This window comes from Aminobacter sp. BA135, from assembly GCF_050859125.1.
Taxonomy (GTDB): domain Bacteria; phylum Pseudomonadota; class Alphaproteobacteria; order Rhizobiales; family Rhizobiaceae; genus Aminobacter; species Aminobacter ciceronei.
In genome coordinates, this window is the sequence record NZ_CP139572.1 from 1,155,852 (window position 1) to 1,177,938 (window position 22,087).

General features: G+C 63.4%; 19 protein-coding genes and 1 pseudogene. 12 read left to right on the plus strand and 8 right to left on the minus strand.

The window, feature by feature from the left end; all coding sequences use genetic code 11:
- Positions 1–53: 53 nt before the first annotated feature.
- Complete coding sequence (locus SLT36_RS05615) at positions 54–1,418, plus strand: hypothetical protein (RefSeq protein ID WP_432286250.1); 1,365 nt, start codon at positions 54–56, stop codon at positions 1,416–1,418.
- A 276-nt stretch (positions 1,419–1,694) separates the two neighbouring features.
- Here the strand turns inward: SLT36_RS05615 and SLT36_RS05620 are convergent, their stop codons facing one another.
- The 4 genes from SLT36_RS05620 to acs form a co-directional block, all read right to left on the minus strand.
- Positions 1,695–2,090: a carboxymuconolactone decarboxylase family protein gene (locus tag SLT36_RS05620; protein ID WP_432286251.1), complete on the minus strand. Its 396-nt coding sequence runs from the start codon at positions 2,088–2,090 to the stop codon at positions 1,695–1,697.
- Positions 2,038–2,454 carry a MerR family transcriptional regulator gene (locus tag SLT36_RS05625; protein WP_432288259.1) on the minus strand — a complete coding sequence of 139 codons (417 nt, stop codon included), beginning with the start codon at positions 2,452–2,454 and terminating at the stop codon, positions 2,038–2,040. Before SLT36_RS05625 ends, SLT36_RS05620 begins: the two co-directional genes overlap by 53 nt.
- 103 nt (positions 2,455–2,557) lie before the next feature.
- Positions 2,558–3,382: a creatininase family protein gene (locus tag SLT36_RS05630; RefSeq protein WP_432286252.1), complete on the minus strand. Its 825-nt coding sequence runs from the start codon at positions 3,380–3,382 to the stop codon at positions 2,558–2,560.
- Positions 3,383–3,535: 153 nt separating this feature from the next.
- On the minus strand, positions 3,536–5,491 hold the full coding sequence (gene acs, locus SLT36_RS05635) for an acetate--CoA ligase (protein WP_432286253.1): 1,956 nt from the start codon (positions 5,489–5,491) through the stop codon (positions 3,536–3,538).
- A gap of 308 nt (positions 5,492–5,799) precedes the next feature.
- On the opposite strand from acs, the gene SLT36_RS05640 reads away from it, so the two are divergent.
- The 3 genes and pseudogenes from SLT36_RS05640 to SLT36_RS05650 all read left to right on the plus strand — a co-directional run bounded on the left by SLT36_RS05640 (position 5,800) and on the right by SLT36_RS05650 (position 8,865).
- Positions 5,800–6,075, plus strand: a complete 276-nt coding sequence (locus tag SLT36_RS05640; RefSeq protein ID WP_432286254.1) for an usg protein — start codon at positions 5,800–5,802, stop codon at positions 6,073–6,075.
- A gap of 205 nt (positions 6,076–6,280) precedes the next feature.
- On the plus strand, positions 6,281–7,381 hold the full coding sequence (locus SLT36_RS05645; protein WP_432288261.1) for a branched-chain amino acid ABC transporter substrate-binding protein: 1,101 nt from the start codon (positions 6,281–6,283) through the stop codon (positions 7,379–7,381).
- 97 nt (positions 7,382–7,478) lie between these two features.
- A pseudogene (locus tag SLT36_RS05650) lies at positions 7,479–8,865 on the plus strand (IS1182 family transposase).
- A gap of 243 nt (positions 8,866–9,108) precedes the next feature.
- On the opposite strand, the gene SLT36_RS05655 reads toward SLT36_RS05650, so the two are convergent.
- On the minus strand, positions 9,109–9,771 hold the full coding sequence (locus tag SLT36_RS05655) for a YggS family pyridoxal phosphate-dependent enzyme (protein WP_432286255.1): 663 nt from the start codon (positions 9,769–9,771) through the stop codon (positions 9,109–9,111).
- 142 nt (positions 9,772–9,913) lie between these two features.
- Between SLT36_RS05655 and leuS the strand changes: the two genes are divergently transcribed.
- Genes leuS through SLT36_RS05670 form a run of 3 tightly spaced genes read left to right on the plus strand, consistent with a single transcriptional unit; the run spans position 9,914 to position 14,249 of the window.
- Entirely contained in the window at positions 9,914–12,544 is a 2,631-nt protein-coding gene (gene leuS / locus SLT36_RS05660) for a leucine--tRNA ligase (protein WP_432286256.1), read from the plus strand.
- A complete protein-coding gene (gene lptE, locus SLT36_RS05665; protein WP_432286257.1) occupies positions 12,531–13,094 on the plus strand; it encodes an LPS assembly lipoprotein LptE in 564 nt (187 codons plus the stop codon). Before leuS ends, lptE begins: the two co-directional genes overlap by 14 nt.
- 24 nt (positions 13,095–13,118) lie before the next feature.
- On the plus strand, positions 13,119–14,249 hold the full coding sequence (locus tag SLT36_RS05670; protein ID WP_432286258.1) for an AAA family ATPase: 1,131 nt from the start codon (positions 13,119–13,121) through the stop codon (positions 14,247–14,249).
- A 7-nt stretch (positions 14,250–14,256) separates the two neighbouring features.
- On the opposite strand, the gene SLT36_RS05675 is transcribed toward SLT36_RS05670, so the two are convergent.
- On the minus strand, positions 14,257–15,147 hold the full coding sequence (locus SLT36_RS05675) for a DMT family transporter (protein WP_432286259.1): 891 nt from the start codon (positions 15,145–15,147) through the stop codon (positions 14,257–14,259).
- A gap of 132 nt (positions 15,148–15,279) precedes the next feature.
- Here SLT36_RS05675 and SLT36_RS05680 point away from each other — a divergent pair, with 132 nt between their 5' ends.
- A complete protein-coding gene (locus SLT36_RS05680; protein ID WP_067956542.1) occupies positions 15,280–15,717 on the plus strand; it encodes an Lrp/AsnC family transcriptional regulator in 438 nt (145 codons plus the stop codon).
- Positions 15,718–15,777: 60 nt separating this feature from the next.
- Here the strand turns inward: SLT36_RS05680 and fsa are convergent, their stop codons facing one another.
- Positions 15,778–16,431, minus strand: coding sequence for a fructose-6-phosphate aldolase (fsa, locus tag SLT36_RS05685; RefSeq protein ID WP_067956544.1), 654 nt, complete (start codon positions 16,429–16,431; stop codon positions 15,778–15,780).
- 90 nt (positions 16,432–16,521) lie between these two features.
- Between fsa and SLT36_RS05690 the strand changes: the two genes are divergently transcribed.
- The gene (locus SLT36_RS05690; RefSeq protein WP_432286260.1) at positions 16,522–18,705 is read left to right on the plus strand and encodes a primosomal protein N'; all 2,184 of its coding nucleotides are present in this window, start codon (positions 16,522–16,524) and stop codon (positions 18,703–18,705) included.
- Here SLT36_RS05690 and SLT36_RS05695 read toward each other — a convergent pair whose 3' ends face one another.
- Positions 18,706–19,224: an SAM-dependent methyltransferase gene (locus SLT36_RS05695; RefSeq protein ID WP_432286261.1), complete on the minus strand. Its 519-nt coding sequence runs from the start codon at positions 19,222–19,224 to the stop codon at positions 18,706–18,708.
- 128 nt (positions 19,225–19,352) lie between these two features.
- On the opposite strand from SLT36_RS05695, the gene SLT36_RS05700 reads away from it, so the two are divergent.
- From SLT36_RS05700 to atpA, 3 genes are all read left to right on the plus strand, one after another.
- Positions 19,353–19,748 (plus strand): DUF4345 family protein, encoded by a 396-nt coding sequence (locus tag SLT36_RS05700; RefSeq protein WP_432286262.1) that lies wholly within the window; start codon positions 19,353–19,355, stop codon positions 19,746–19,748.
- A gap of 238 nt (positions 19,749–19,986) precedes the next feature.
- Positions 19,987–20,547 carry a F0F1 ATP synthase subunit delta gene (locus tag SLT36_RS05705; RefSeq protein ID WP_067956552.1) on the plus strand — a complete coding sequence of 187 codons (561 nt, stop codon included), beginning with the start codon at positions 19,987–19,989 and terminating at the stop codon, positions 20,545–20,547.
- A complete protein-coding gene (atpA, locus tag SLT36_RS05710) occupies positions 20,547–22,076 on the plus strand; it encodes a F0F1 ATP synthase subunit alpha (protein WP_067956554.1) in 1,530 nt (509 codons plus the stop codon). The genes SLT36_RS05705 and atpA overlap by 1 nt, the downstream gene beginning before the upstream one ends.
- Positions 22,077–22,087: the final 11 nt, after the last annotated feature.

A 22,087-nucleotide genomic window follows, 5' to 3' on the forward strand; every position in this document is an offset into this window, starting at 1 on the left:
GGCCGATTTCCTGCTTTGCCCTTGCCAGAGGCACACAGGCGGCGGGGCAGGACATGCGGAAATTTCAGGCACTGGCACGGGTGGCAAGGCGTTTCACCGGAGACAGCAGCGGCAACTTTGCCATTCTTGGCGGCATCACCATTTCCATTCTCGCCATGGCAGCCGGCTACGGCATCAACACCGCGCAGTTGTTCAACGTGAAGTCGGGTCTGTCGCAGGCGGTTGATGCCGCGGTGACGTCGACCGCCCGCGATCTGACGACCGGCAAGATCAAGCTCGAGGATGCGGACGCCACAGTCCGGGCCTTTCTCGAGGCCAATGCTGGCCGTCTGCTGGCGCCGGGCGAAAAGGTCGTGTTGAACAAGGTGACAGTCGACAAGCTCGCCGGCACGGTGGAGGCGTCGGCCTACATCGACGTCAATGTGTTCTTCCCGTTGTTCGGTACATCCAACCGTCAGCGTGTCGCGGCGTCGACGGCGTCACTCTATTCCGACAAGCGCATCGAAGTGGCGATGATGCTCGATGTCACCAAGTCGATGGACGGTCAGAAGATCAAGGATCTGAAGACGGCCGCAAAGAACGCGGTCGACAGCTTCCTGAAGGGGGAGAAGACACCGTCAGGCGACCCGCGCGTGCGCATGTCGCTGGTCCCCTACGCAAATTCCGTCAACACAGGCGATCTGGCGTCAAGCTCTGTCTTCGTGGAGCGTAGTAAGGCGGACCGCAAACAAGCGCCTGCCAATACCGACGCGAAGGCGGTTTCGAGCTCGACGCGTCCCGACAACTGCGCCACCGAGCGCAAGGGGTTTTACCAGTACACCGATGCCGGGCCTGACTTGGCGATGGTCAATCGCGATTTTCTGATCGACGCCTATTCCGAAAACTACGACACCCCCGCCTGCCCTGGCGCGAAGGTGGTGCCGCTCACAGATGACGGCAAGAAGCTCAAGTCCGAGATCGAGGCTTTCGTTGCCAATGGCGGCACCGCTGGGCATATCGGCATTCAGTGGGCCTGGTACACCTTGTCCGAGAATTGGGCGGGCGTGTTCCAGAAGTCGGAACGGCCCGAAAAAGCCGATCCCGAGAAGGTCGCAAAGTTCGCAATCCTGATGACCGACGGCGAATTCAACCTGTCGTACGCGGATGCCTCCAAATGGCAGGATGCCTACAATGCGAGCGGCAAGACCGCCACCCGCACCGCAGCCAAGACGTTGTGCGAGGAAATGCGAAAGAAAGGCATCGAGATTTTCACCATCGGCTTCAAGCTCGATACCGCCGCCGCCAAGCAGACGATGAAGGACTGCGCTTCGCCAGACGGTGTGGTGAAGCGCTACTACGAGACCTCGAACGGCAAGGAGCTCGATGACGCCTTCCAGACCATCGCGCGCAACATCGAGCGACTTGCGCTGACCAAGTAAGTCGCTGGTGCCAAGGAAAAAGGCCGCCCTTCTTGCGAAGAGGCGGCCTTTCCGTGTTTCCGTCCATGGCGCGGCTCAGGCTGTTACCAGCCGCGCATCTCGCGCCTTAACGGGAAGACTGCTTCCCGAAAGGGCAATCCGCTGAGGCCACGTTCTGGAAAACGAAATCACTCGACATCGGATCACCTCCTTTCAGTTCGTTGAACACTTCAAGAAGGTGGGGTCTTTCCATCGATTTGGCAAGTGCGACCATGGCACTAGGCCCTTGGTACGACATCATGCTGCGAGACTGTGCTTTTCCTGGAACACCTCTCGTGCGGCGAACAGGCCGTTGAGGGCCGCTGGAAAGCCGGCATAGACCGCCATCTGCATGATGGTCTCGACGATCTCGTCGCGGCTCAAACCGACATTCAGTCCCGCCTGGATATGCACCTTGAGCTGCGGCGCAGCATTGCCGAGCGCGGTCAGGGCGGCGATCGTTGCGATCTCGCGCGACCTCAAGTCGAGGCCGGGGCGTGAATAGATGTCGCCGAACGGAAACTCGATGATGTAGCGGGCGAAATCGGGGGCAATGTCGGCGAGAGAATCGACGACCTTCCGGCCGCCTTCGCCGTCGATGTCAAAGAGTGCGCGCGTGCCGCGCTCGAAGCGGCTTTCGATGTTGTTGTCCATTGGTCTCGATCCTTTGTTCTGCATCGGCGTAGCCCGATATCTTGGCGTCGAGAACGAGGAGGTTGGCCTGAAGATCGGCGACGTCGGCGCGGACCTTGTCGCGGTGCCTTTCCAGCAGGAGGCGACGCTCGGCTTCGCTAGCCTCGCCCTGCTGGCGAAGCCGGGCATAACGCAGCATCTCGCGGATCGGCATGCCGGTGGACTTGAGCCGGCCGAGAAACTCGATCCAGGTGAGGATCGAGGCGTCATAGTCACGTTGCCCCGAGGCGTCCTTGTCGGCCACGGGCAACAGCCCGATCTGCTCGTAGTAGCGGATCGTGTAAGCGGTCAAACCGCTGCGCCTGGCAAGCTCACCGATCTTCATGATCAACCTTGTCTCGTTACGACGCTCGCAATGCTAGGTGTTCGAGCGCACTCTAAGTCAAGGCCTGTTCTTCATGCCTGCCGGGCGCGGGCGCTTTGCCTGCTCAGTCAGCGCGTCCGGCGCGCGTGTCGAGCCCGCGTCCCGTCCGCCAGACCGCGTCAGGCTTCGTCCAAAGCACGGGGTCGACGATCAGCTTGGCGAGTTCGCGCGCCTGCAGATCAAGGAAGCGCTCACCCTTCTCGGCCGTGCCCTTGGCCGGAACGCCCCATGTGCCGGTAGTGGGCGCGCGCTCGGAAAACGAGTAGAAGCGATGGGCACCATGCGGCGCCTCGTTTTTGCCGGCCTCCGACGTGAAGGCCTCTTCGAATTTGTCCGGTTTCACCGTGTCGGGCGAGATCGCCAGCATCACCGACGCCTCGCCCTCGCAGGCATGCTTGGGGCCGTTGTCGGTCTCGAACAGTGCTGCTGTCTCCGCCGGCGCCAGCATCCAGGGCGTGGTGTAGACGATCGGCATGGCGAACTCGACGGCAAGCTCGCGTGTCGACATCGCCAGCGGGTCGATGTTGCCGCCATGGCCGTTGACGATCAGCAAGCGGGTAAAGCCGATAGCCTTCAGCGACCGGACGATCGATTTCAGCACATGGAAATAGGCGGTGTAGTCGAGGCTGATCGTGCCGCCGAACGGCAGATGGTGTTCGCTCATGCCAAGCCAGAGGCCGGGCAGCACGGCGAGAGGCACCTCATCGGCGACCAGGCGCGCGCCGCGCCGGGCGGCGGCCTCGGCGCTGGCCGTGTCGGTAATGACAGGCAGATGCGGGCCATGCTGCTCCAGTGAGCCGACCGGGAGGATCGCCATGGCGTTGCCGCGCGCGGCGATCTCGCGCAGGTCCGGCGCGGTCATGCGCGCCCACTCAACTTCTCGTGCCATCTGGCAGCTCCTCTCAGGAATTTTCGTATAGGAAAATTCTTTTTCCGATGTGAGGAGTTGTCAATAGGTGACTTCGAGCAGTCATTGGACCAGCGGTCCGTGCATCGCCGAAGCAAAAACCCCCGCATCGGTGATGCGGGGGTTGGAGGTTCATCAGGCCCGCTTGTTCTGGCGGTTGGCGACGAGGTCGTCAACCACGGCGGGATCGGCCAGCGTCGAGGTGTCGCCGAGCGCACCGAAATCGTCCTCGGCGATCTTGCGCAGGATGCGGCGCATGATCTTGCCCGAGCGGGTCTTGGGCAGGCCCGGCGCGAACTGGATCTTGTCGGGCGAAGCGATGGCGCCGATCTCCTTGCGGACATGGGCGACGAGCTCCTTGCGCAGGTCCTCGGTCGCCTCGACGCCCGACATCAGCGTGACATAGCTGTAGATGCCCTGGCCCTTGATGTCGTGCGGGTAACCGACGACGGCGGCTTCCGAGACCTTGTCGTGGCTGACCAGCGCCGACTCGACCTCTGCGGTACCCATGCGGTGACCCGAGACGTTGATGACGTCGTCTACGCGACCGGTGATCCAGTAGTAGCCGTCGGCGTCACGGCGGCAGCCGTCACCGGTGAAATACTTGCCCTTGTAGGTGGCGAAATAGGTCTGGATGAAGCGTTCGTGGTCGCCATAGACGGTGCGCATCTGCCCCGGCCAGGAATCGGTGATGCAGAGATTGCCGTCGGCGGCACCCTCGAGCACATTGCCTTCGTTGTCGACGAGCTCCGGCTTGACGCCGAAGAACGGCCGCGTCGCCGAGCCCGGCTTGAGGTCGGTTGCACCAGGCAGCGGCGTGATCAGGATGCCGCCGGTCTCGGTCTGCCACCAGGTGTCGACGATCGGCACCTTCTTGTCGCCGACGACGTTGTAATACCACTCCCAGGCTTCCGGATTGATCGGCTCGCCGACCGAACCCAGAACGCGCAGGCTCTTGCGCGAAGTCTTCTTCACATGCTCGTCGCCGGCGCCCATCAAAGCGCGGATGGCGGTGGGGGCGGTGTAGAAGATGTTGACCTTGTGCTTGTCGACGACGTCCCAGAAGCGCGAGGCGCTGGGGTAATTGGGCACACCCTCGAACATCAGCGTGGTGGCGCCGTTGGCGAGCGGGCCATAGACGATGTAGCTGTGGCCGGTGACCCAGCCGACATCGGCCGTGCACCAGTAGATATCGCCGTCATGGTAGTCGAAGACATATTGGTGGGTCATCGAGGCGTAGACGAGATAGCCGCCGGTGGTGTGCAGCACGCCCTTGGGCTTGCCGGTCGAACCCGAGGTGTAGAGGATGAACAACGGATCCTCGGCCTTCATCTTCTCGGGCTTGCATTCGGCTTTCACCGAGCGGACCTCGTCGTGGTACCAGTGGTCGCGGCCGGGCGCCCAGCCGACCTTGCCGCCGGTGCGGCGCACCACCAGCACGTCCTTGACCATGACATGATGTTTGGCGGCAATATCGATCGCCTTGTCGGTGTTTTCCTTGAGCGGGATGGCCTTGCCGCCGCGCAGGCCTTCGTCCGCGGTGATGACGAAGGTAGATTCGCAGTCGACGATGCGACCGGCCAGCGCATCGGGCGAGAAGCCGCCGAAGACGATCGAATGGATGGCGCCGATGCGGGTGCAGGCCAGCATCGCATAGGCAGCCTCGGGGATCATCGGCATGTAGATGGTGACGCGGTCGCCCTTCTTGACGCCGCGCTTCTTCATCACGTTGGCGAGGCGGCAGACATGCTCGTAGAGCTCGTTGTAGGTGATCTTCTTGTCGTCGTAAGGGTTGTCGCCTTCCCAGATGATGGCGGTCTGGTTGCCGCGCTTCTTCAGGTGGCGGTCGATGCAATTGTAGGAGACGTTGGTCAGCCCGTCCTCGAACCACTTGATCGCGACCTTGCCGTCGAAGGAGGTGTTCTTGACCTTGGTGTAGGGCTTGAACCAGTCGATGCGCTTGCCGTGCTTGCCCCAGAACTTGTCGGGGTTCTTGACGCTCTCGCCGTACCATTTCAGGTAGGTGTCGTTGTCGATCAGCGCATTCTTCTTCCACGCCGGCTGGACGCGGTGGACACGGACTTCGGACATTTCTTTCCCTTCCTCCCGGCAACGACCCGGCGGCCCCTGCTGGCCGGCGGGCGGCGGCGTTGTCGCCGCGTTGGCGCGCATTATTAGCAATTCGCGCCGCCTCACAATATTAGACCTTGGATTTGGCTGCGGTCTTTCCGCAGCGGCAAATCGCCGCCGCTATATAGCGATCAGCAATGGCTGAGGTCGAGTGCTAAAGTGCTGATTTCTTGGAACTATCATATGCGCATTCCGTTGTTTTAGCAGACAGTTAACCATCGCGGCGCAGACTTTGGCCGTGGAGGAGCTGTTCGATACGGAAGGCCAGCATGCGCGACGCTTCTGAACTGGAACTGATGCTCAGGGGCTACGGCCTGACCACGGCCGAAATCCTCTATCACCTGCCCGACCACCCACATGTGCTGCAGACATTCATCTGGCAGGACTACGACCTGGCGCCGAAATTTCCCGTCCTGTTCGGCTTCATCGAGTTCTGGCGGACAAAGCTCGAAGGCCCGCTGCACTCGGTGCACTACACCCACCGCAAGCTGATCGCGCCCAACGAATGGCGTAAGGTCGACGGCGAGTTCGTGCTGCTGCACTGAGCCTTCGTGTCGGTTCGCCTATATCATTGATCGACAGCGATTTTTCGCGCGATGACGATCGCCTGCGCAAGGTTCTGGCACAAATCAATTGCGGCTTTTGCGGCGCTGGGCCGATTGCAGGACGCTCCCCGGGCCGCTATCCCGCCCTCCAGAGTTCCCGTCGATCCCTTGAGATCGGCGGGCAAAAGGGAGAACTACGATGAACATGAAGATCCTTGCGGGCGTCTCGCTCGCCGCGCTGATGGCCTTCGGCTCCACCGCGCATGCCGACATCACCATCGGCCTCGTCGCCCCGCTGACCGGTCCGGTCGCCGCCTATGGCGACCAGGTCAAGAACGGCGCCCAGGCTGCCGTCGATGTCATCAATGAAAAGGGTGGCATCCTCGGCGAGAAGATCGTGCTGAAGCTTGCCGACGATGCCGGCGATCCAAAGCAGGGCGTCTCGGCTGCCAACCTGCTGGTTGGCGAAGGCGTGAAATATGTCGTTGGCCCGGTGACTTCGGGCGTTGCGATTCCGGCTTCGGACGTCTTTGCCGAAAACGGCATCCTGATGGTGACGCCGACGGCAACCGCGCCGGACCTGACCGCGCGCGGCCTGACCAACGTTCTGCGCACCTGCGGCCGTGACGACCAGCAGGCCGAAGTGGCTGCCGCCTATGTGCTCAAGAACATGAAGGACAAGCGCGTCGCCGTGATCGACGACAAGGGCACCTACGGCAAGGGCCTGGCCGAAGCCTTCAAGAAGGCGATCAATGCCGGCGGCCTGACCGAAGTGCAGCAGAACTCGCTCAACCCGGGCGAGAAGGATTTGTCGGCGCTCATCACCCGCCTCAAGGCCGACAATGTCGACGTCATCTATTTCGGCGGCTACCATCCCGAGGGCGGCTTGCTGGCGCGCCAGCTGAAGGATGGCGGCGTCAATGCTGTGATCATCGGCGGTGAGGGCCTGTCGAACACCGAGTTCTGGGCGATCGGCAACGAGGCCGCCGCCGGCACGCTGTTCACCAATGCGACCGACGCGCTGAAGAACCCGGCCTCGGCCGATGCGGTCAAGGTTCTGACCGACAAGGGCATTCCCGCCGAGGCGTTCACGCTCAACGCCTATGCCGCTGTCGAAGTGCTCAAGGCCGGCATCGAGAAGGCCGGCAAGGCCGACGATACCGCAGCGGTTGCCGCAGCGCTCAAGTCGGGCGAGCCGATCTCCACCGCCATCGGCAATCTGACTTATGGCGAAACCGGCGACCTGACCTCGCCGAGCTTCTCGCTGTTCAAGTGGGAAGGCGGCAAGATCGTCGCCGCGGAGTAATTTTCGCGATCAGCCAAAGCAAAAGGCCGGGATGCATCCCGGCTCAGACTGCTGACAAACCCCTGGCGAGAGTTGGGGGTTTGTGATTTAGTGGGTGATGTTGAAGCGAGCTGGCCCTGAACAAACCGCACTTGAGATCGTCACGCTTGATCAACTGGTTCCAGTTGATCACCTTCTGCGCAAGATCGATGGTGTTATCGATTTCTCGTTCATCCACGATCTGACAGCGCCGCTTTACTGCGCCGACAATGGTCGCCCGCCACTCGGGTCGCCCGCCACTCGATCCGACCTTGATGTTCAAGGCGCTGTTCATCGGCTACCTGTTCGGGGTGCGCTCGGAGCGGCAATTGGTGCGAGAGATCGAGGTCAATGTCGCCTACCGGTGGTTCCTGCGGCTGAAGCTGACGGACAAGGTGTTCGACGCCTCGACATTGTCGCAGAACCGCCGCCGGCGCTACCAGGACGAGACGATCGCGCAGGCGATCTTCGACCGCATTGTCGAGCAGGCGATCGGGGCAGGCTTGGTCGACGGCACGGTGCTCTACACCGACAGCACGCACCTGAAGGCCAATGCCAACAAGGGCAAGTACGACCTTGCCATGGTCGCCAAGTCGCGTGCCGACTACTGGGGCGAACTCGACCGGGCGATCGATGCCGAACGGGCGCTGCACGGCCAGAAGGCGCTGAAGGAGCAGGAGCGGCAGCCTGCGGTGAAAGAGACGAAGGTCTCGCGCACCGATCCTGAGGCAGGCTATATGGTGCGCGAGGGCAAGCCGAAGGGCTTCTTTTATCTCGATCACCGCACGGTGGATGGCGGCTTCGGCATCATCACCGACACGTTTGCCACGCCGGCCAACGTGCATGACTCGATCGTCTATCTCGACCGGCTCGACCGCCAGGTGGAGCGTTTCGGCTTCGACGTCACGGCGGCGGGGCTGGATGCCGGCTATGCCACGCCAGGCATCGCCAAGGGCCTGGAGGACAGGAACATCCAGGGTGTCGTCGGCTATCGCAACCCGCCCCGGCCAAAGCCTGGCAAGATGAGGAAGGGCGCTTTCGTCCATGAGCCGGACCTTGACGGCTATCGTTGCCCGCAGGGCCAGTTGCTCACTTACGCCACCACAGATCGCGGCGGTTATCGCCACTACAGGAGCGACCCGACGATCTGCCGCAACTGTCCGCTGCTGGCGTCTTGCACATCAAACGCCAAGGCCGAGCGCACCATCACGCGCCATGTCTGGCAGGATGTCCGCGAGCGGGTCGATGCCAACCGCTTAACCGCATGGGGCAAGGCGATCTATCGACGCCGCAAGGAGACGGTCGAGCGATCCTTCGCCGATGCCAAGCAGCTCTTCGGCCATCGCTATGCACGCTTCCGAGGGCGAACACGCGTCGCCTGCCAGTGCCTGATCGCAGCCGCCGCCCAAAACATGAAAAAGATCGCAATCAGCCTCTGGCCAAAGCCAAAACCAAGCCTCGCATGAGGCCAAAGCGGGCTCGCAACGGCCCTGGCATCTGCTCCCCGAAATCAATCCAAAAGCTCAATCAACCCGCAAAACAAAACCCCGCCGAAATTCGACGGGGTTCGTCAGCAGTCTGGGCCGGGATGCATCCCGGCTTTTTTTGTTCGGCTGCTTTTGCTTTGGCCACCAGCAGTTTCCTGTACTTCGGGCCGAGCGCGACGGTGGCGAGCTGCGGCCTATCGGCAACGACTGCTTGGTGGCTACTCAGCGGGTACCGAAGATCGCCGAGCCGACGCGCACGCTGGTGGCGCCGAATGCAACCGCCAGTTCGTAGTCGCCCGACATGCCCATCGACAGCTTCTCCAAGCTGGCTTCGCGCGCCAGTTTTTCCAGCAGGGCGAAATGGGGGCCGGGGTTTTCTTCTGCCGGCGGGATGCACATCAGGCCTTCGATGGCGAGGTTGTGGACCGCGCGGCAGCGCTTGACGAAGGCGACCGCTTCGCGCGGCTCGATACCAGCCTTTTGCGGCTCGGAGCCGGTGTTGACCTGGACGTAGAGTTTCGGCGACCGGCCCTGCTTCTCGATTTCCCGGGCGAGCTCGGCGGCGATCTTCTCCCGGTCGACAGTCTCGATGACGTCGAACAGGGCGACCGCTTCCTTCGCCTTGTTGGATTGCAGCGGGCCGATCAGGTGGAGCTCGATGTCGGAAAACTCCGTCTTCAGCTGGGGCCATTTGCCTTGCGCTTCCTGGACGCGGTTTTCGCCGAAGACGCGCTGGCCGGCCTCGATGACCGGGCGGATGTGTTCGGCCTCGAAGGTCTTGGAGACCGCCACGAGCACCGTCGAACCCTCGGGCCTGTTGGCCTCGCGCTCGGCCCCACCTATCTTATGCTTCACCAGAGTGAGCTGTTCGACCGACTTTTCCATGCCGCTGGCCCTGCTGCTTTTTGCCCGCCTCCAGCCTGCCGGTGTTGACGGGTCCGGGAATCCATGATGAACACCCGGCAACGATTTCCTGGACCGCGGGTTTTCGCCCCGGTCATGCACGCTTTTAAGTGAAAAACATCCGATGGCAACCGAACGATACAATCCGCGCGCGTCCGAACCCAAATGGCAGAAGGCCTGGGGCGAGGCAAAGCTGTTCGAGACCGAGAACGACGATCCCCGGCCGAAATATTACGTGCTGGAGATGTTCCCCTACCCGTCGGGGCGTATCCATGTCGGTCACGTCCGCAACTATGCGATGGGCGACGTGGTCGCGCGTTTTCGCCGCGCCATGGGCTACAACGTGCTGCATCCGATGGGCTGGGATGCCTTCGGCATGCCGGCGGAAAACGCCGCGATGAAGAACAAGGTCCATCCCAAGGACTGGACCTACCAGAACATCGCAACGATGCGCACGCAGCTGAAGTCGATGGGCCTGTCGCTCGACTGGAGCCGTGAGTTCGCCACCTGCGACGTCGACTACTACCATCGCCAGCAGATGCTGTTCATCGACTTCGTCGAGAAGGGCCTGGTGACGCGCAAGTCGTCCAAGGTCAACTGGGATCCCGAGGACATGACGGTGCTCGCCAACGAGCAGGTCATCGACGGCCGCGGCTGGCGCTCCGGTGCGCTGGTCGAACAGCGCGAGCTGACGCAGTGGTTCTTCAAGATCACCGATTTCGCACAGGACCTGTCGGACGCGCTCGATGGCCTCGACGAGTGGCCCGAGAAGGTCAAGCTGATGCAGCGCAACTGGATCGGCCGTTCGGAAGGCCTGCTGATCCGCTGGCCGCTGGCGGCCGGCACAGCACCTTCCGGCGAGAGCGAACTCGAGGTCTACACGACCCGTCCGGACACGATCTTCGGCGCCTCCTTCATGGCGATCTCGGCCGACCATCCGCTGGCCAGGAAGGCTGCAGAAAGCAAGCCCGAGCTCGCCGCCTTCATGGACGACGTGCGCCGCATGGGCACGTCGGTGGCAGCGCTGGAAACGGCCGAGAAGAAGGGCATGGACACCGGCATCCGCGTCGTCCATCCGTTCGACCCGAGCTGGACGCTGCCGGTCTATGTCGCCAACTTCGTGCTGATGGACTACGGTACGGGCGCCATCTTCGGCTGCCCGTCGGGAGACCAGCGCGACCTCGATTTTGCCAACAAGTATGGCCTGCCGGTGGTTCCTGTCGTGATGCCGGAGGGCGGCGATGCCGCGACCTTCCAGATCACCGAGGAAGCCTATACCGACGACGGCGTGATGATCAATTCGCGCTTCCTCGACGGCATGAAGCCGGAGGCGGCATTCAACGACGTCGCCACCCGTCTCGAACAGATCTCGATCGGCAATCGCCCGATGGGCGAGCGCAAGGTGCAGTTCCGCCTGCGCGACTGGGGCATTTCGCGCCAGCGCTACTGGGGCTGCCCGATCCCGATGATCCACTGCGAGGATTGCGGTGTCGTGCCGGTGCCGAAGGCCGATCTGCCGGTCAGGCTGCCCGACGACGTCGAGTTCGACCGTCCGGGCAATCCGCTCGACCGTCACCCGACCTGGCGCCACGTCAACTGCCCGCAATGCGGCAAGGCGGCACGCCGCGAGACCGACACGATGGACACGTTTGTCGATTCGTCATGGTATTTCGCGCGCTTCACCGCACCTTGGGAAAACGAACCGACCGATCCGAAGGCCGCCAATGAGTGGCTGCCGGTCGATCAGTATATCGGTGGCATCGAGCATGCGATCCTGCACCTGCTCTATTCGCGCTTCTTCACCCGCGCGATGAGCAAGGCCGGCCACCTCGACCTGTCCGAACCGTTCAAGGGCCTGTTCACGCAAGGCATGGTCGTGCACGAGACCTACCGTCTCGGCAGTGGCCCGAACGGCGAGTGGGTTTCGCCGAGCGACGTCAGGATCGAGGAGAACGACGGCAAGCGGCGGGCGACGCTGATTGCGACCGGCGAGCCGGTGGAGATCGGTTCGATCGAGAAGATGTCGAAGTCGAAGAAGAACGTTGTCGACCCCGACGATATCATCGCCAGCTACGGCGCCGACACTGCGCGCTGGTTCGTGCTCAGCGATTCGCCGCCCGAACGTGACGTGGTGTGGACCGAGGCCGGCGTCGAGGGCGCGCATCGTTTCGTGCAACGCGTCTGGCGCCTGGTGTCCGAATCGGCCGAGGCGTTGGCCAAGGCGGAAGCCAGGGCAGCCGGCGAAGGCGATGCGGCGGCCGTCTCGAAGGCGGCGCACAAAGCGCTGAAGTCGGTCGGCGAGGACATCGGCAAGCTCGCCTTCAACAAGGCGGTTGCGCGCATCTACGAGCTGACCAACACGCTGCAGGGACCGCTTGCCGACGCTGCCACCGGCAAGGCTTCGGCCGAGATGATCTCGGCACTGCGCGAGGCTGTCGACATCCTGATCGTGATGATCGCGCCGATGATGCCGCATCTGGCCGAAGAGTGCTGGGCAGCGCTGCAGGGCGAGGGCCTGGTTGCCGATCGTCCGTGGCCGAAGTTCGATGCGGCACTCGTCGTCGACAACGAAATCACCTATCCGGTCCAGATCAACGGCAAGAAAAGAGCTGATTTGACAATCGCCCGCGACGCAGATCAATTGACCGTCGAAAAAGCGGCGCTGGCACTCGAAGCAGTGCAGAAGGCGCTGGATGGGAAGTCGCCGCGCAAGGTGATTGTTGTGCCGCAGAGGATCGTCAATGTCGTTGCCTGAGGCGCGGAATTCTGCCCGTTCGTTGCGTGTTGCTGCGCGTCTGGCTTTGCTTGCCACGCTTGCACTGGCATCTGCCTGCACCGTGCGTCCGCTTTATTCGGACGGTCCGGCACAGGCGGGTGTCGAGGCCGGCACGGCGACACAACTGGCCTCGATCAACATCAAGCCGGTCAACACCCGCTACGGCCAGGAAGTCCGCAACCATCTGATCTTCATGTTCAATGGCGGTGCCGGCCAGCAGGCAGCGGCGCCATACACGATGGATCTGGCGGTGACAGCGTTGAGCGAATCGGCGCTGCTCGCCGCCGTGACCACCAAGGACGACGAGCCCACCACCGGCACGATGACCCTGACCGGCACCTATATCATCACCGATATCAAGACCGGCAAACGCATCGCTTCGGGCAAGCGCAACGTCTCGGCGTCGTTCGACCGGCCGCGCCAGGAGTTCGCCACGCTGCGGGCGCAGCGTGATGCCGAAAACCGTGCGGCGCGCGAACTGGCCGAACTGCTCAGGCTGGCCATCGCCCAGGACATGTCCAAGGGCTGACGCCCTCTTCAATGGGATGGGTCGATGCGGCTGACATCCTTTTCGGCCGCAGGCTATCGATCGTTGCGATCGATCCGGCTCGACATCGGCCAAGTCTCGATTTTCGTCGGCGAGAACGGTGTCGGCAAGTCCAATCTCTATCGGGCGCTGCAGCTCATCAAGGCGTCCGCCGAGGGAACACTGGCGCGCGAGATCGCCGGCGAGGGCGGCATGAACTCAGCCCTGTGGTCGGGCACTCGCCGCATCGGGCAGCCGGCCCGCGTGATCATCGACGCTCAATTCGTCGATGACGAGACGGCCGTATGCTATGCCTACAAGGTCGAGATCGGTCTGCCGCCGCCGCTGTCGGCGGGTTTCGCCTTTGAACCGCACGTCAAGGAAGAGAGCCTGACCATCGAGGCAGGACGTCGACCGGTCGAGATGATGTCGCGCAAGGGGCAGGCCATTTTTGCCCGCGACGGAGATGGTCGCCGGGTCGAGCACCCCGAACGTGTCCTGAACTCAGAAACCGCGCTGGCTCTGCTCGGCGGCGCTGGCCGCTATCCCGAGGTTGGCGACATGCGCGCCGCCGTTGCCGGCTGGCGGTTCTATCACGGCTTCCGAACGGACGCAGATTCGCCGGTGCGGCGGGCAGCACTTGCAACGACGTCGCCCATGCTCGACGAGGACGGCGCAAATCTGGCGGCCGTCTTTGCAACGCTGAGGCATATCCGCGAGGACACCGTCGATCTCGACCGCTGTATCGCCGATGCGCTTGGCGGTGCACAACTCGACGTGCCCGTGCCGGGAGAAACCGCGACATTCGGGCTGGTGTTGCCCGAATTCCCGCAGCGTGTGTTCAGGCCGCAGGAACTCTCGGACGGCCAGACCCGCTTCCTGGCGCTGGCGGGTGCGCTTTTGTCCTACAGGCTACCGAAACTCATTGCGCTCAACGAGCCCGAGTCGAGCCTGCATCCGCGCATGATGCCGGCACTCGCCGACATGGTCGCGCGGGCCGCCGAGCGTACGCAGGTGTGGGTGGTGACACATTCGCGCGAGCTTGCCGACCTGATCCGAGACCGCACCGGGTCGCGAGCGCTGACGGTGGTGCGCAATGAAGGTGCGACGACGATCGAAGGCATGCGCGCGACAGGGCTGATGCCCGATGACGATTGATGCCGGCTCAGGCGCGCGCGACGCGCCGCTTCAACAAAGTCCAGCCAAGCGTCATCCCGGCGGCGGCGATCAGGATTGCTGCGGCGCCGAGCAGCTGCAGCGGCTGCAGACGATGGCCAAAGGCCAGGAAGTCGGCCAGGATCGCAACGACTGGATAGATGAAGGACAGCGCCCCCACGAGGTTCGTCGGCAGCTTCTGGATCGCGCCGTAGAGCAGGATGTACATCACGCCCGTATGGACGACGCCGACCGCGACAAGCAGCGTCCAGGTCTTCGCGTCGACCGGAAGCGCGGCGAAGTTGGCGAAGGGCGCGAGCATGAGGATACCGACGGTCACTTGGATCAACGCGATCAGATGCGGCGGCACACCCTTGAGCTTCTTGGTGATGATCGCGGCGATGGCGTAGAAGAAGGCAGCACCCAGCGCCAGCAGGATGCCGGAGAGATAGTCGGTGCCGACGGCGCCGGCGTCCGGCTTGGACTGGACGATCAAAAGCATGCCGCCAAAGGCGATGCCGAGCCAGCTCAGCTTGGTCAGCGTCAGCCGCTCGCCGAACAACGTTGCCCCGAGCGCCACCAGCATGAAGGGCTGGGTGTTGTAGACGGCGGTCGCGATCGAGATCGAGGCGCGTGGGAAGGCCGCGAACAGCAGGATCCAGTTGGAGACTATAGCGACACCGCCGGCCGCGGCCCAGGCAATCTGGCGGCGCGTCATCACCTCGGGCCGGAACAGGCCGAGTGCGGCGCAGACGATCAGCAGGGTGATGGCGCCGAAGGCGCAGCGCCAGAACACCACATCCATCACCGGCTGGCCGGACAGGACGACGAACAGCCCGATCGTTCCCGAAATCACCATGGCGGCGGTCATTTCGACGGTTCCGCGCATCTTGTCCGACATGTCCCTGCTCCTTGTTAGGCTGGGCACATTCTGCGCGGTAGCAGGGCGGAAAAACATGGCTTTGAAGAGATGCTTTCTCGGATTTCCCTGATAATGTAAGGTTGATAAATGATTTTGCCTTTGAGGTGAAAAATGCTTGATGACATCGACCGGCGCATGGTCGAAACCCTGGTCGAGGACGCCAGGATTTCCCTGAAGGAACTGGCCCAGAGGGTCGGGCTGTCGTCTCCGAGCGCATCGGAACGGCTGAAGCGGCTGGAGGAGCGTGGCGTCATCCGCGGCTTCACTGTCGATGTCGATCCGGCGGCGCTTGGCTACACGCTGCAGGCCATCGTCCGCATCCGGCCGCTGCCGGGCAAGCTGCATGTGGTGCAGGACCTGATCCAGCAGATCCCGCAATTCTCCGAATGCGACAAGGTGACTGGCGACGACTGCTTCGTCGGGCGGCTGCACATCCGCTCCATCGACGAGCTCGACACGATCCTTGACCGCATCGCCGACAAGGCGGAAACCAGCAGCTCGATCGTCAAGGCGCAGCCGGTCAAGCGCAGGCTGCCGCCGCTTCTCTAAGCAGCAGACACAAAAAAGCCGGCGCTGATGGCGCCGGCTTTCGTCGTTCTGGCTGGAAGATCAGCCGATCTTCTGGCCGGTCTTGGCCCAGTCGGCCAGGAACATCTCGAGGCCCTTGTCGGTCAGCGGGTGCTTGACCAGCGCCTTCAGCGTTGCCGGCGGGATGGTGGCGACGTCGGCGCCGATCAGGGCGGCGCGCTTGACGTGCTCCGTCGAGCGGATCGAAGCGGCCAGGATCTCGGTGTCGAAGCCGTAATTGTCATAGATGTGGCGGATCTCGGCGATCAGCTCCATGCCGTCGACGGCCATGTCGTCGAGACGGCCGATGAAGGGCGAAATGAAGGTGGCACCGGCCTTGGCGGCGAGCAGGGCCTGGTTGGCGGAGAAGCACAGCGTGACGTTGACCATGCGGCCTTCCGAGGTCAGCGCGCGGCAGGCCTTGAGGCCGTCGAGCGTCAGCGGCACCTTGATGCAGATGTTGTCGGCGATCTTCGACAGCACCGCCGCTTCCTTCATCATCTCGGCATATTCGGTGGCGGCGACTTCAGCCGAAACAGGGCCTTCGACGATGTCGCAGATTTCCTTGGTCACTTCGGCGATGTTGCGGCCGGACTTGAGGATCAGCGACGGATTGGTGGTGACGCCGTCGAGAAGGCCGAGCTCGTTGAGCTCACGGATGTCCTTCACGTCGGCGGTGTCGACGAAAAACTTCATAACTGTCTCCTTGGCAATGGAAGGGTGCCCCTGGGGCACCGGATATGTCGGCCTTTGCTCTAAACCAAGTTCGGGGCAAGGTCACGCGTCATGACCGCCGATTCGCCAAGAACCAGGGCCGCCCCCGTGCTGGTGCCGATGCCTGCCGAGCGCGCCTACTCCTATGCCGTTCCCGACGGCATGCAGGTGGTGCCCGGCTCGATCGTGCGCGTGCCGCTCGGCCCGCGCGAGGTGGCAGGCATCGTCTGGGACGGACCGGTCGAAGCGGTCGATCCGAAGAAGCTCAGGCCGATTGCGCATGTCTTCGATTGTCCCCCCGTCAATGACGAGATGCGCCGGCTGGTCGACTGGATCGCCCACTACACCCTGTCGCCGCCCGGCATGGTGGCGCGAATGATCCTGCGCGCGCCCGAGGCCTTCGATCCGGAGCCCTGGACGGAAGGGCTCAAGCGCAGCGACGGCGAGCCCGACCGAATGACTGCGGCGCGCGCCCGTGTGCTCGAAATGGCCAATGACGGCATAGCCTGGACGCGCTCGGGCCTGGCGCATGCCGCCGGCGTTTCCTCCACCGTCATCGACGGGCTGAGGGCGCAAGGCGTATTCGAGACGGTGATGATCCCGCCGCGCCCGGTGGTGGCGCCGCCCGATACGTCCTACGCCAGCGCAGAGCTCACCAACGACCAGGAGGCGACCGCGGCAAGCTTGCGCGCCCAGGTCGAGGCCGACAAGTTCGCTGTCACGCTGATCGACGGCGTTACCGGCTCGGGCAAGACGGAAGTCTATTTCGAAGCGGTGGCGGCGGCACTCGACAAAGGCAAGCAGGTGCTGATCCTGCTGCCTGAAATCGCGCTGACGCAGGCCTTCCTCGAGCGCTTCCAGAACCGATTTGGCGCCAAGCCCGCCGAGTGGCATTCGGACCTGCCGCCGCGGATGCGCGAGCGCGTCTGGCGCCAGGTCGCCGAAGGCGGCGTGCGGGTGGTGGCTGGCGCCCGCTCGGCCCTGTTCCTGCCGTTCAACAATCTCGGGCTGATCGTGGTCGACGAAGAACATGACCCTGCCTACAAGCAGGAGGACCGCGTCTTCTACAATGCCCGCGACATGGCCGTGGTGCGGGGCCATATCGGCGGCTTTCCCATCGTGCTGGCGTCAGCCACGCCGTCGGTCGAGAGCCGGGTCAACGCCGAGCAGGGCAAGTATGCGCGTTCGGTGCTTTCAGCCCGTTTCGCCGAGGCGGCGCTGCCACAGCTGGCGACGGTCGACATGCGGCGCTCGCCACCGGCGCGCGGCGGCTTCCTGTCGCCGGTGCTGCTCGGCAAGATGCGCGAAACCCTTGGCCGGCAGGAGCAGTCGCTGCTGTTCCTCAACCGGCGCGGTTATGCGCCGCTGACGCTCTGCCGGGTCTGCGGTCACCGCTTCGGCTGCCCGGTCTGTTCGGCCTGGCTGGTCGAGCATCGCTTTCGTGGCCAGTTGGTCTGCCACCATTGCGGCCACAACGAGAAGCGGCCCGAGGCCTGCCCGGAATGCGGCACCTTCGATCATCTCGTCGCCTGCGGGCCGGGCGTCGAACGCATTGCCGAGGAAGTGGTTTCGCATTTCCCCGACGCACGCACCATCGTGCTGTCCTCGGACATGCTGGGCGGCGTGAAACGGCTCAGGCTGGAACTGGAGGCGATCGCCAATGGCGAAGCCGATATCGTCATCGGTACCCAGCTCGTCGCCAAGGGGCACAACTTTCCGAACATGACGCTTGTCGGTGTGGTCGACGCCGATCTTGGCCTCGCGAATGGCGACCCGCGTGCCGCCGAGAGGACCTATCAGCTGTTGTCGCAGGTGACCGGCCGGGCAGGGCGCACTGGCAAGAAGAGCCTTGGCCTGCTGCAGACCTTCCAGCCGGACCATCCGGTCATGCGGGCGATTGTCTCGGGCGATTCGGAAGCCTTCTACGATCGTGAGATCGCCGAGCGCGAGCGTTCCGCCCTGCCTCCCTACGGCCGGCTCGCCGGCATCATCGTCAGCGCGGCAACGCGGCCCGAGGCCGAGAGCCATGCGCGTGGTCTGCGCCGCGCAGCCCAGGTGGCGCAGGATGTCCATGTGCTCGGGCCAGCGGAGGCGCCGCTGGCGCTCATCGGCGGCCGCCATCGCTTCCGTTTGCTGGTCCAGGCCGACAGGAAGGCCGACATACAGGGCTACATCCGCGCGCTGCTTGCCGCCGGGCCCAAGCTGCGCGGATCGGTGCGCGTGCAGGTCGACATCGATCCGCAGAGTTTCCTGTGATCAGGCCACGGGCCGGGTGACCATGCCGAGCAGCGGCGGCGTCGCTGCAGGGCCGAACATGGTTTTTTCCAGCACATAGCCGCCCGCCTTGAGGCGCACCTCGATGGCGTGCGCGATAGCAGAGATCTGGCCGGCGCTTGGCGGCTCGAAGAACAGGTACAGTTTGCCCTCCGGGGCGAGCAGCGAGCGGATCAGCTTGAGTTCGCGCGCCGCCTCCAGCCAGAACAGGTTGACGTTGATGGCGAAGACCTTGTCGAAGTGCCGCCCGCCACCGCTCCAATCCGCGAGTGCCCCCTGCGCCAACGCTGCCTTGCCGGCCGATATCGCCGCGCGGTTTCTCTCGTCGGCGGAGCTTACGGCGCTGTCCGAGCGATCGAGCCCGATAATGTGACCATCGGTCAGCAGGGGCGTGATTTCAGCCATGGCGATGCCCCGCCCGCAGCCGATTTCCAGCAGCCTGTCACTTGGCTGAATGCCGAGGTGACTGATCGCCCAGACTATTCGCGCCGGTATGGCCATGGTCCCCTCCATCAGGCCCGCCGGCCGCAGCATACTTGTTCCGGCCGTTCACACCAGTTGCGCTCTGGCGCTCGACACGCGGTCGGATATGATCCCTGTGGATTCGCGGCCTGACCGGAGGGGGAAATATGGAGTTCGCATTTCCGTGGCCGGCGAGCCAGGGCGAGTGGCTGGCGTGGAGCTCGGCGGCGGTCACGCTGCTGTTCGGCGTCATCCTGTTCTTTGCCCCGAGAATCGCCTTCCGCCTGCTCAGGCTGCAGGCAAGGCCGGACAATCCGGAAGCCGTCGCCCAGGGTCGCGCCACTATGGCCGGCTTCTTCCTCGGGGTTGGGCTGTGCGCGATTCTGCTAGCCCAGCCATTGCTTTACATGGCGCTCGGCGTGTCGTGGCTGTTCACTGCCTTCGGCCGGATCGTCGCCATGATGTCGGACGGTGCCAACACACCATACAATTGGGTGGCGATCGTTATCGAACTGGCGCTGGCGGCCCTACCCCTTGGGTTTGTTTTCGGCTTCTGGCCGTGAATCGCCGTCAAGCCACAGCTTCGATGCGCAAGATGCGACAATAGTGCCTCAAAAGCCTGTTAGAGGACGTGTTGCGGTCCTCAAAAGCCTGTGCTAGACGGCAATCGACTTTCGGCCGGGGGGATGCGGCTGTCGCGAGCTCCGGGGTCAAAAAACGCAGTAAGGTCAAAGATTTAGCTAGAGTCTCACACTCGCGCCAACAATCTTGCGGCCTGTCAGACAAGAGAAAAGACGGTCCGTGACCCAATCTTCCTCGCCAATCTCCGGTGTTGCTGAGCGCTATGCGGGATCGTTGTTCGATCTCGCGCTCGAAGCAGGCGCTGTTGCAAAGGTAGAAGCCGACCTCGGTCGTTTCGCTGTGCTGCTTGACGGCAGTGCTGATCTGGATCGCCTGATCAAGAGCCCGGTGTTCTCCGGCGAAGATCAGGAAAGGGCCATCTCGGCGATCGCCGACAAGGCCAAGATCACCGGCCTGACCGGCAATTTCCTCCGCCTCGTGGCGCGCAATCGCCGCCTGTTCGCACTGCCCGGCATGATCAAGGCGTTCCGCCAGATCGCCGCCGAGCATCGTGGCGAGACCTCGGCAGAGGTGACTTCGGCGCATGCGCTGACCGCGGCGCAGGAAACGGAACTCAAGTCGGCGCTGAAGAGCGTCGCCGGCAAGGACGTGGCGATCTCGGTCGCGGTCGATCCTTCGCTGCTCGGCGGCCTGATCGTGAAGATGGGCTCGCGCCAGATCGATACGTCGCTCAAAACCAAACTCAATTCGCTCAAGCTTGCACTGAAAGAGGTCGGCTGATGGACATCCGCGCCGCGGAAATTTCCGCAATTCTGAAAGACCAGATCAAGAATTTCGGCAAGGAAGCCGAAGTTACCGAAGTCGGTCAGGTTCTGTCGGTGGGTGACGGTATCGCCCGCGTCTACGGTCTCGACAACGTCCAGGCGGGCGAAATGGTCGAGTTCCCGGGCGGCATCCGCGGCATGGCGTTGAACCTTGAAAGCGACAACGTCGGCGTCGTCATCTTCGGTGCCGACCGCGACATCAAGGAAGGCGACACCGTCAAGCGTACCGGCGCGATCGTCGACGTCCCGGTCGGTCCGGAACTGCTCGGCCGCGTCGTCGACGCGCTCGGCAACCCGATCGACGGCAAGGGCCCGATCAAGGCGAAGGAGCGTCGCCGCGTCGACGTCAAGGCGCCCGGCATCATCCCCCGCAAGTCGGTGCATGAGCCGATGTCGACCGGCCTCAAGGCCATCGACGCCCTGATCCCCGTCGGCCGCGGTCAGCGCGAGCTGGTCATCGGTGACCGTCAGACCGGCAAGACCGCCATCATTCTCGACACCATCCTGAACCAGAAGGCGATCCACGTCGCTGGTCCGGAGAAGGAAAAGCTCTACTGCGTCTACGTCGCCGTCGGCCAGAAGCGCTCGACCGTCGCGCAGTTCGTGAAGGTGCTCGAAGAGCGCGGCGCGCTCGAATATTCGATCATCATCGCGGCGACCGCGTCCGATCCGGCCCCGATGCAGTTCCTGGCTCCGTTCGCCGGCTGCGCCATGGGCGAATACTTCCGCGACAACGGCAAGCATGCCCTGATTGCTTATGACGATTTGTCCAAGCAGGCCGTCGCCTATCGCCAGATGTCGCTGCTGCTGCGCCGCCCGCCGGGCCGTGAAGCTTACCCGGGCGACGTCTTCTACCTGCACTCGCGCCTGCTCGAGCGTTCGGCCAAGCTGAACGACGAAAACGGCGCCGGCTCGCTGACCGCTCTGCCGGTCATCGAAACGCAGGCCAACGACGTCTCGGCCTACATCCCGACCAACGTGATCTCGATCACCGACGGCCAGATCTTCCTCGAGACCAATCTGTTCTTCCAGGGCATCCGTCCTGCCGTGAACGTCGGTCTGTCGGTGTCGCGCGTCGGCTCGTCGGCCCAGATCAAGGCGATGAAGCAGGTTGCAGGCTCGATCAAGGGCGAGCTCGCGCAGTACCGCGAAATGGCTGCTTTCGCGCAGTTCGGTTCCGACCTCGACGCGGCCACCCAGCGTCTGCTCAACCGCGGTGCGCGCCTGACCGAGCTGCTCAAGCAGCCGCAGTTCTCGCCGCTCAAGACCGAAGAGCAGGTCGCGGTGATCTTCGCCGGCGTCAACGGCTACCTCGACAAGCTGGCCCTCAACCAGGTCGGCAAGTTCGAGCAGGGCCTGCTGGCTTACATGCGCTCGGAAGGCAAAGACGTTCTCGACGGCATCCGTACGGAGAAGGCGCTCAGCGACGATCTCCGCGGCAAGCTCAAGGGTCACATCGACGCTTTCGCGAAAAACTTCGCCTGACACTGACGGAT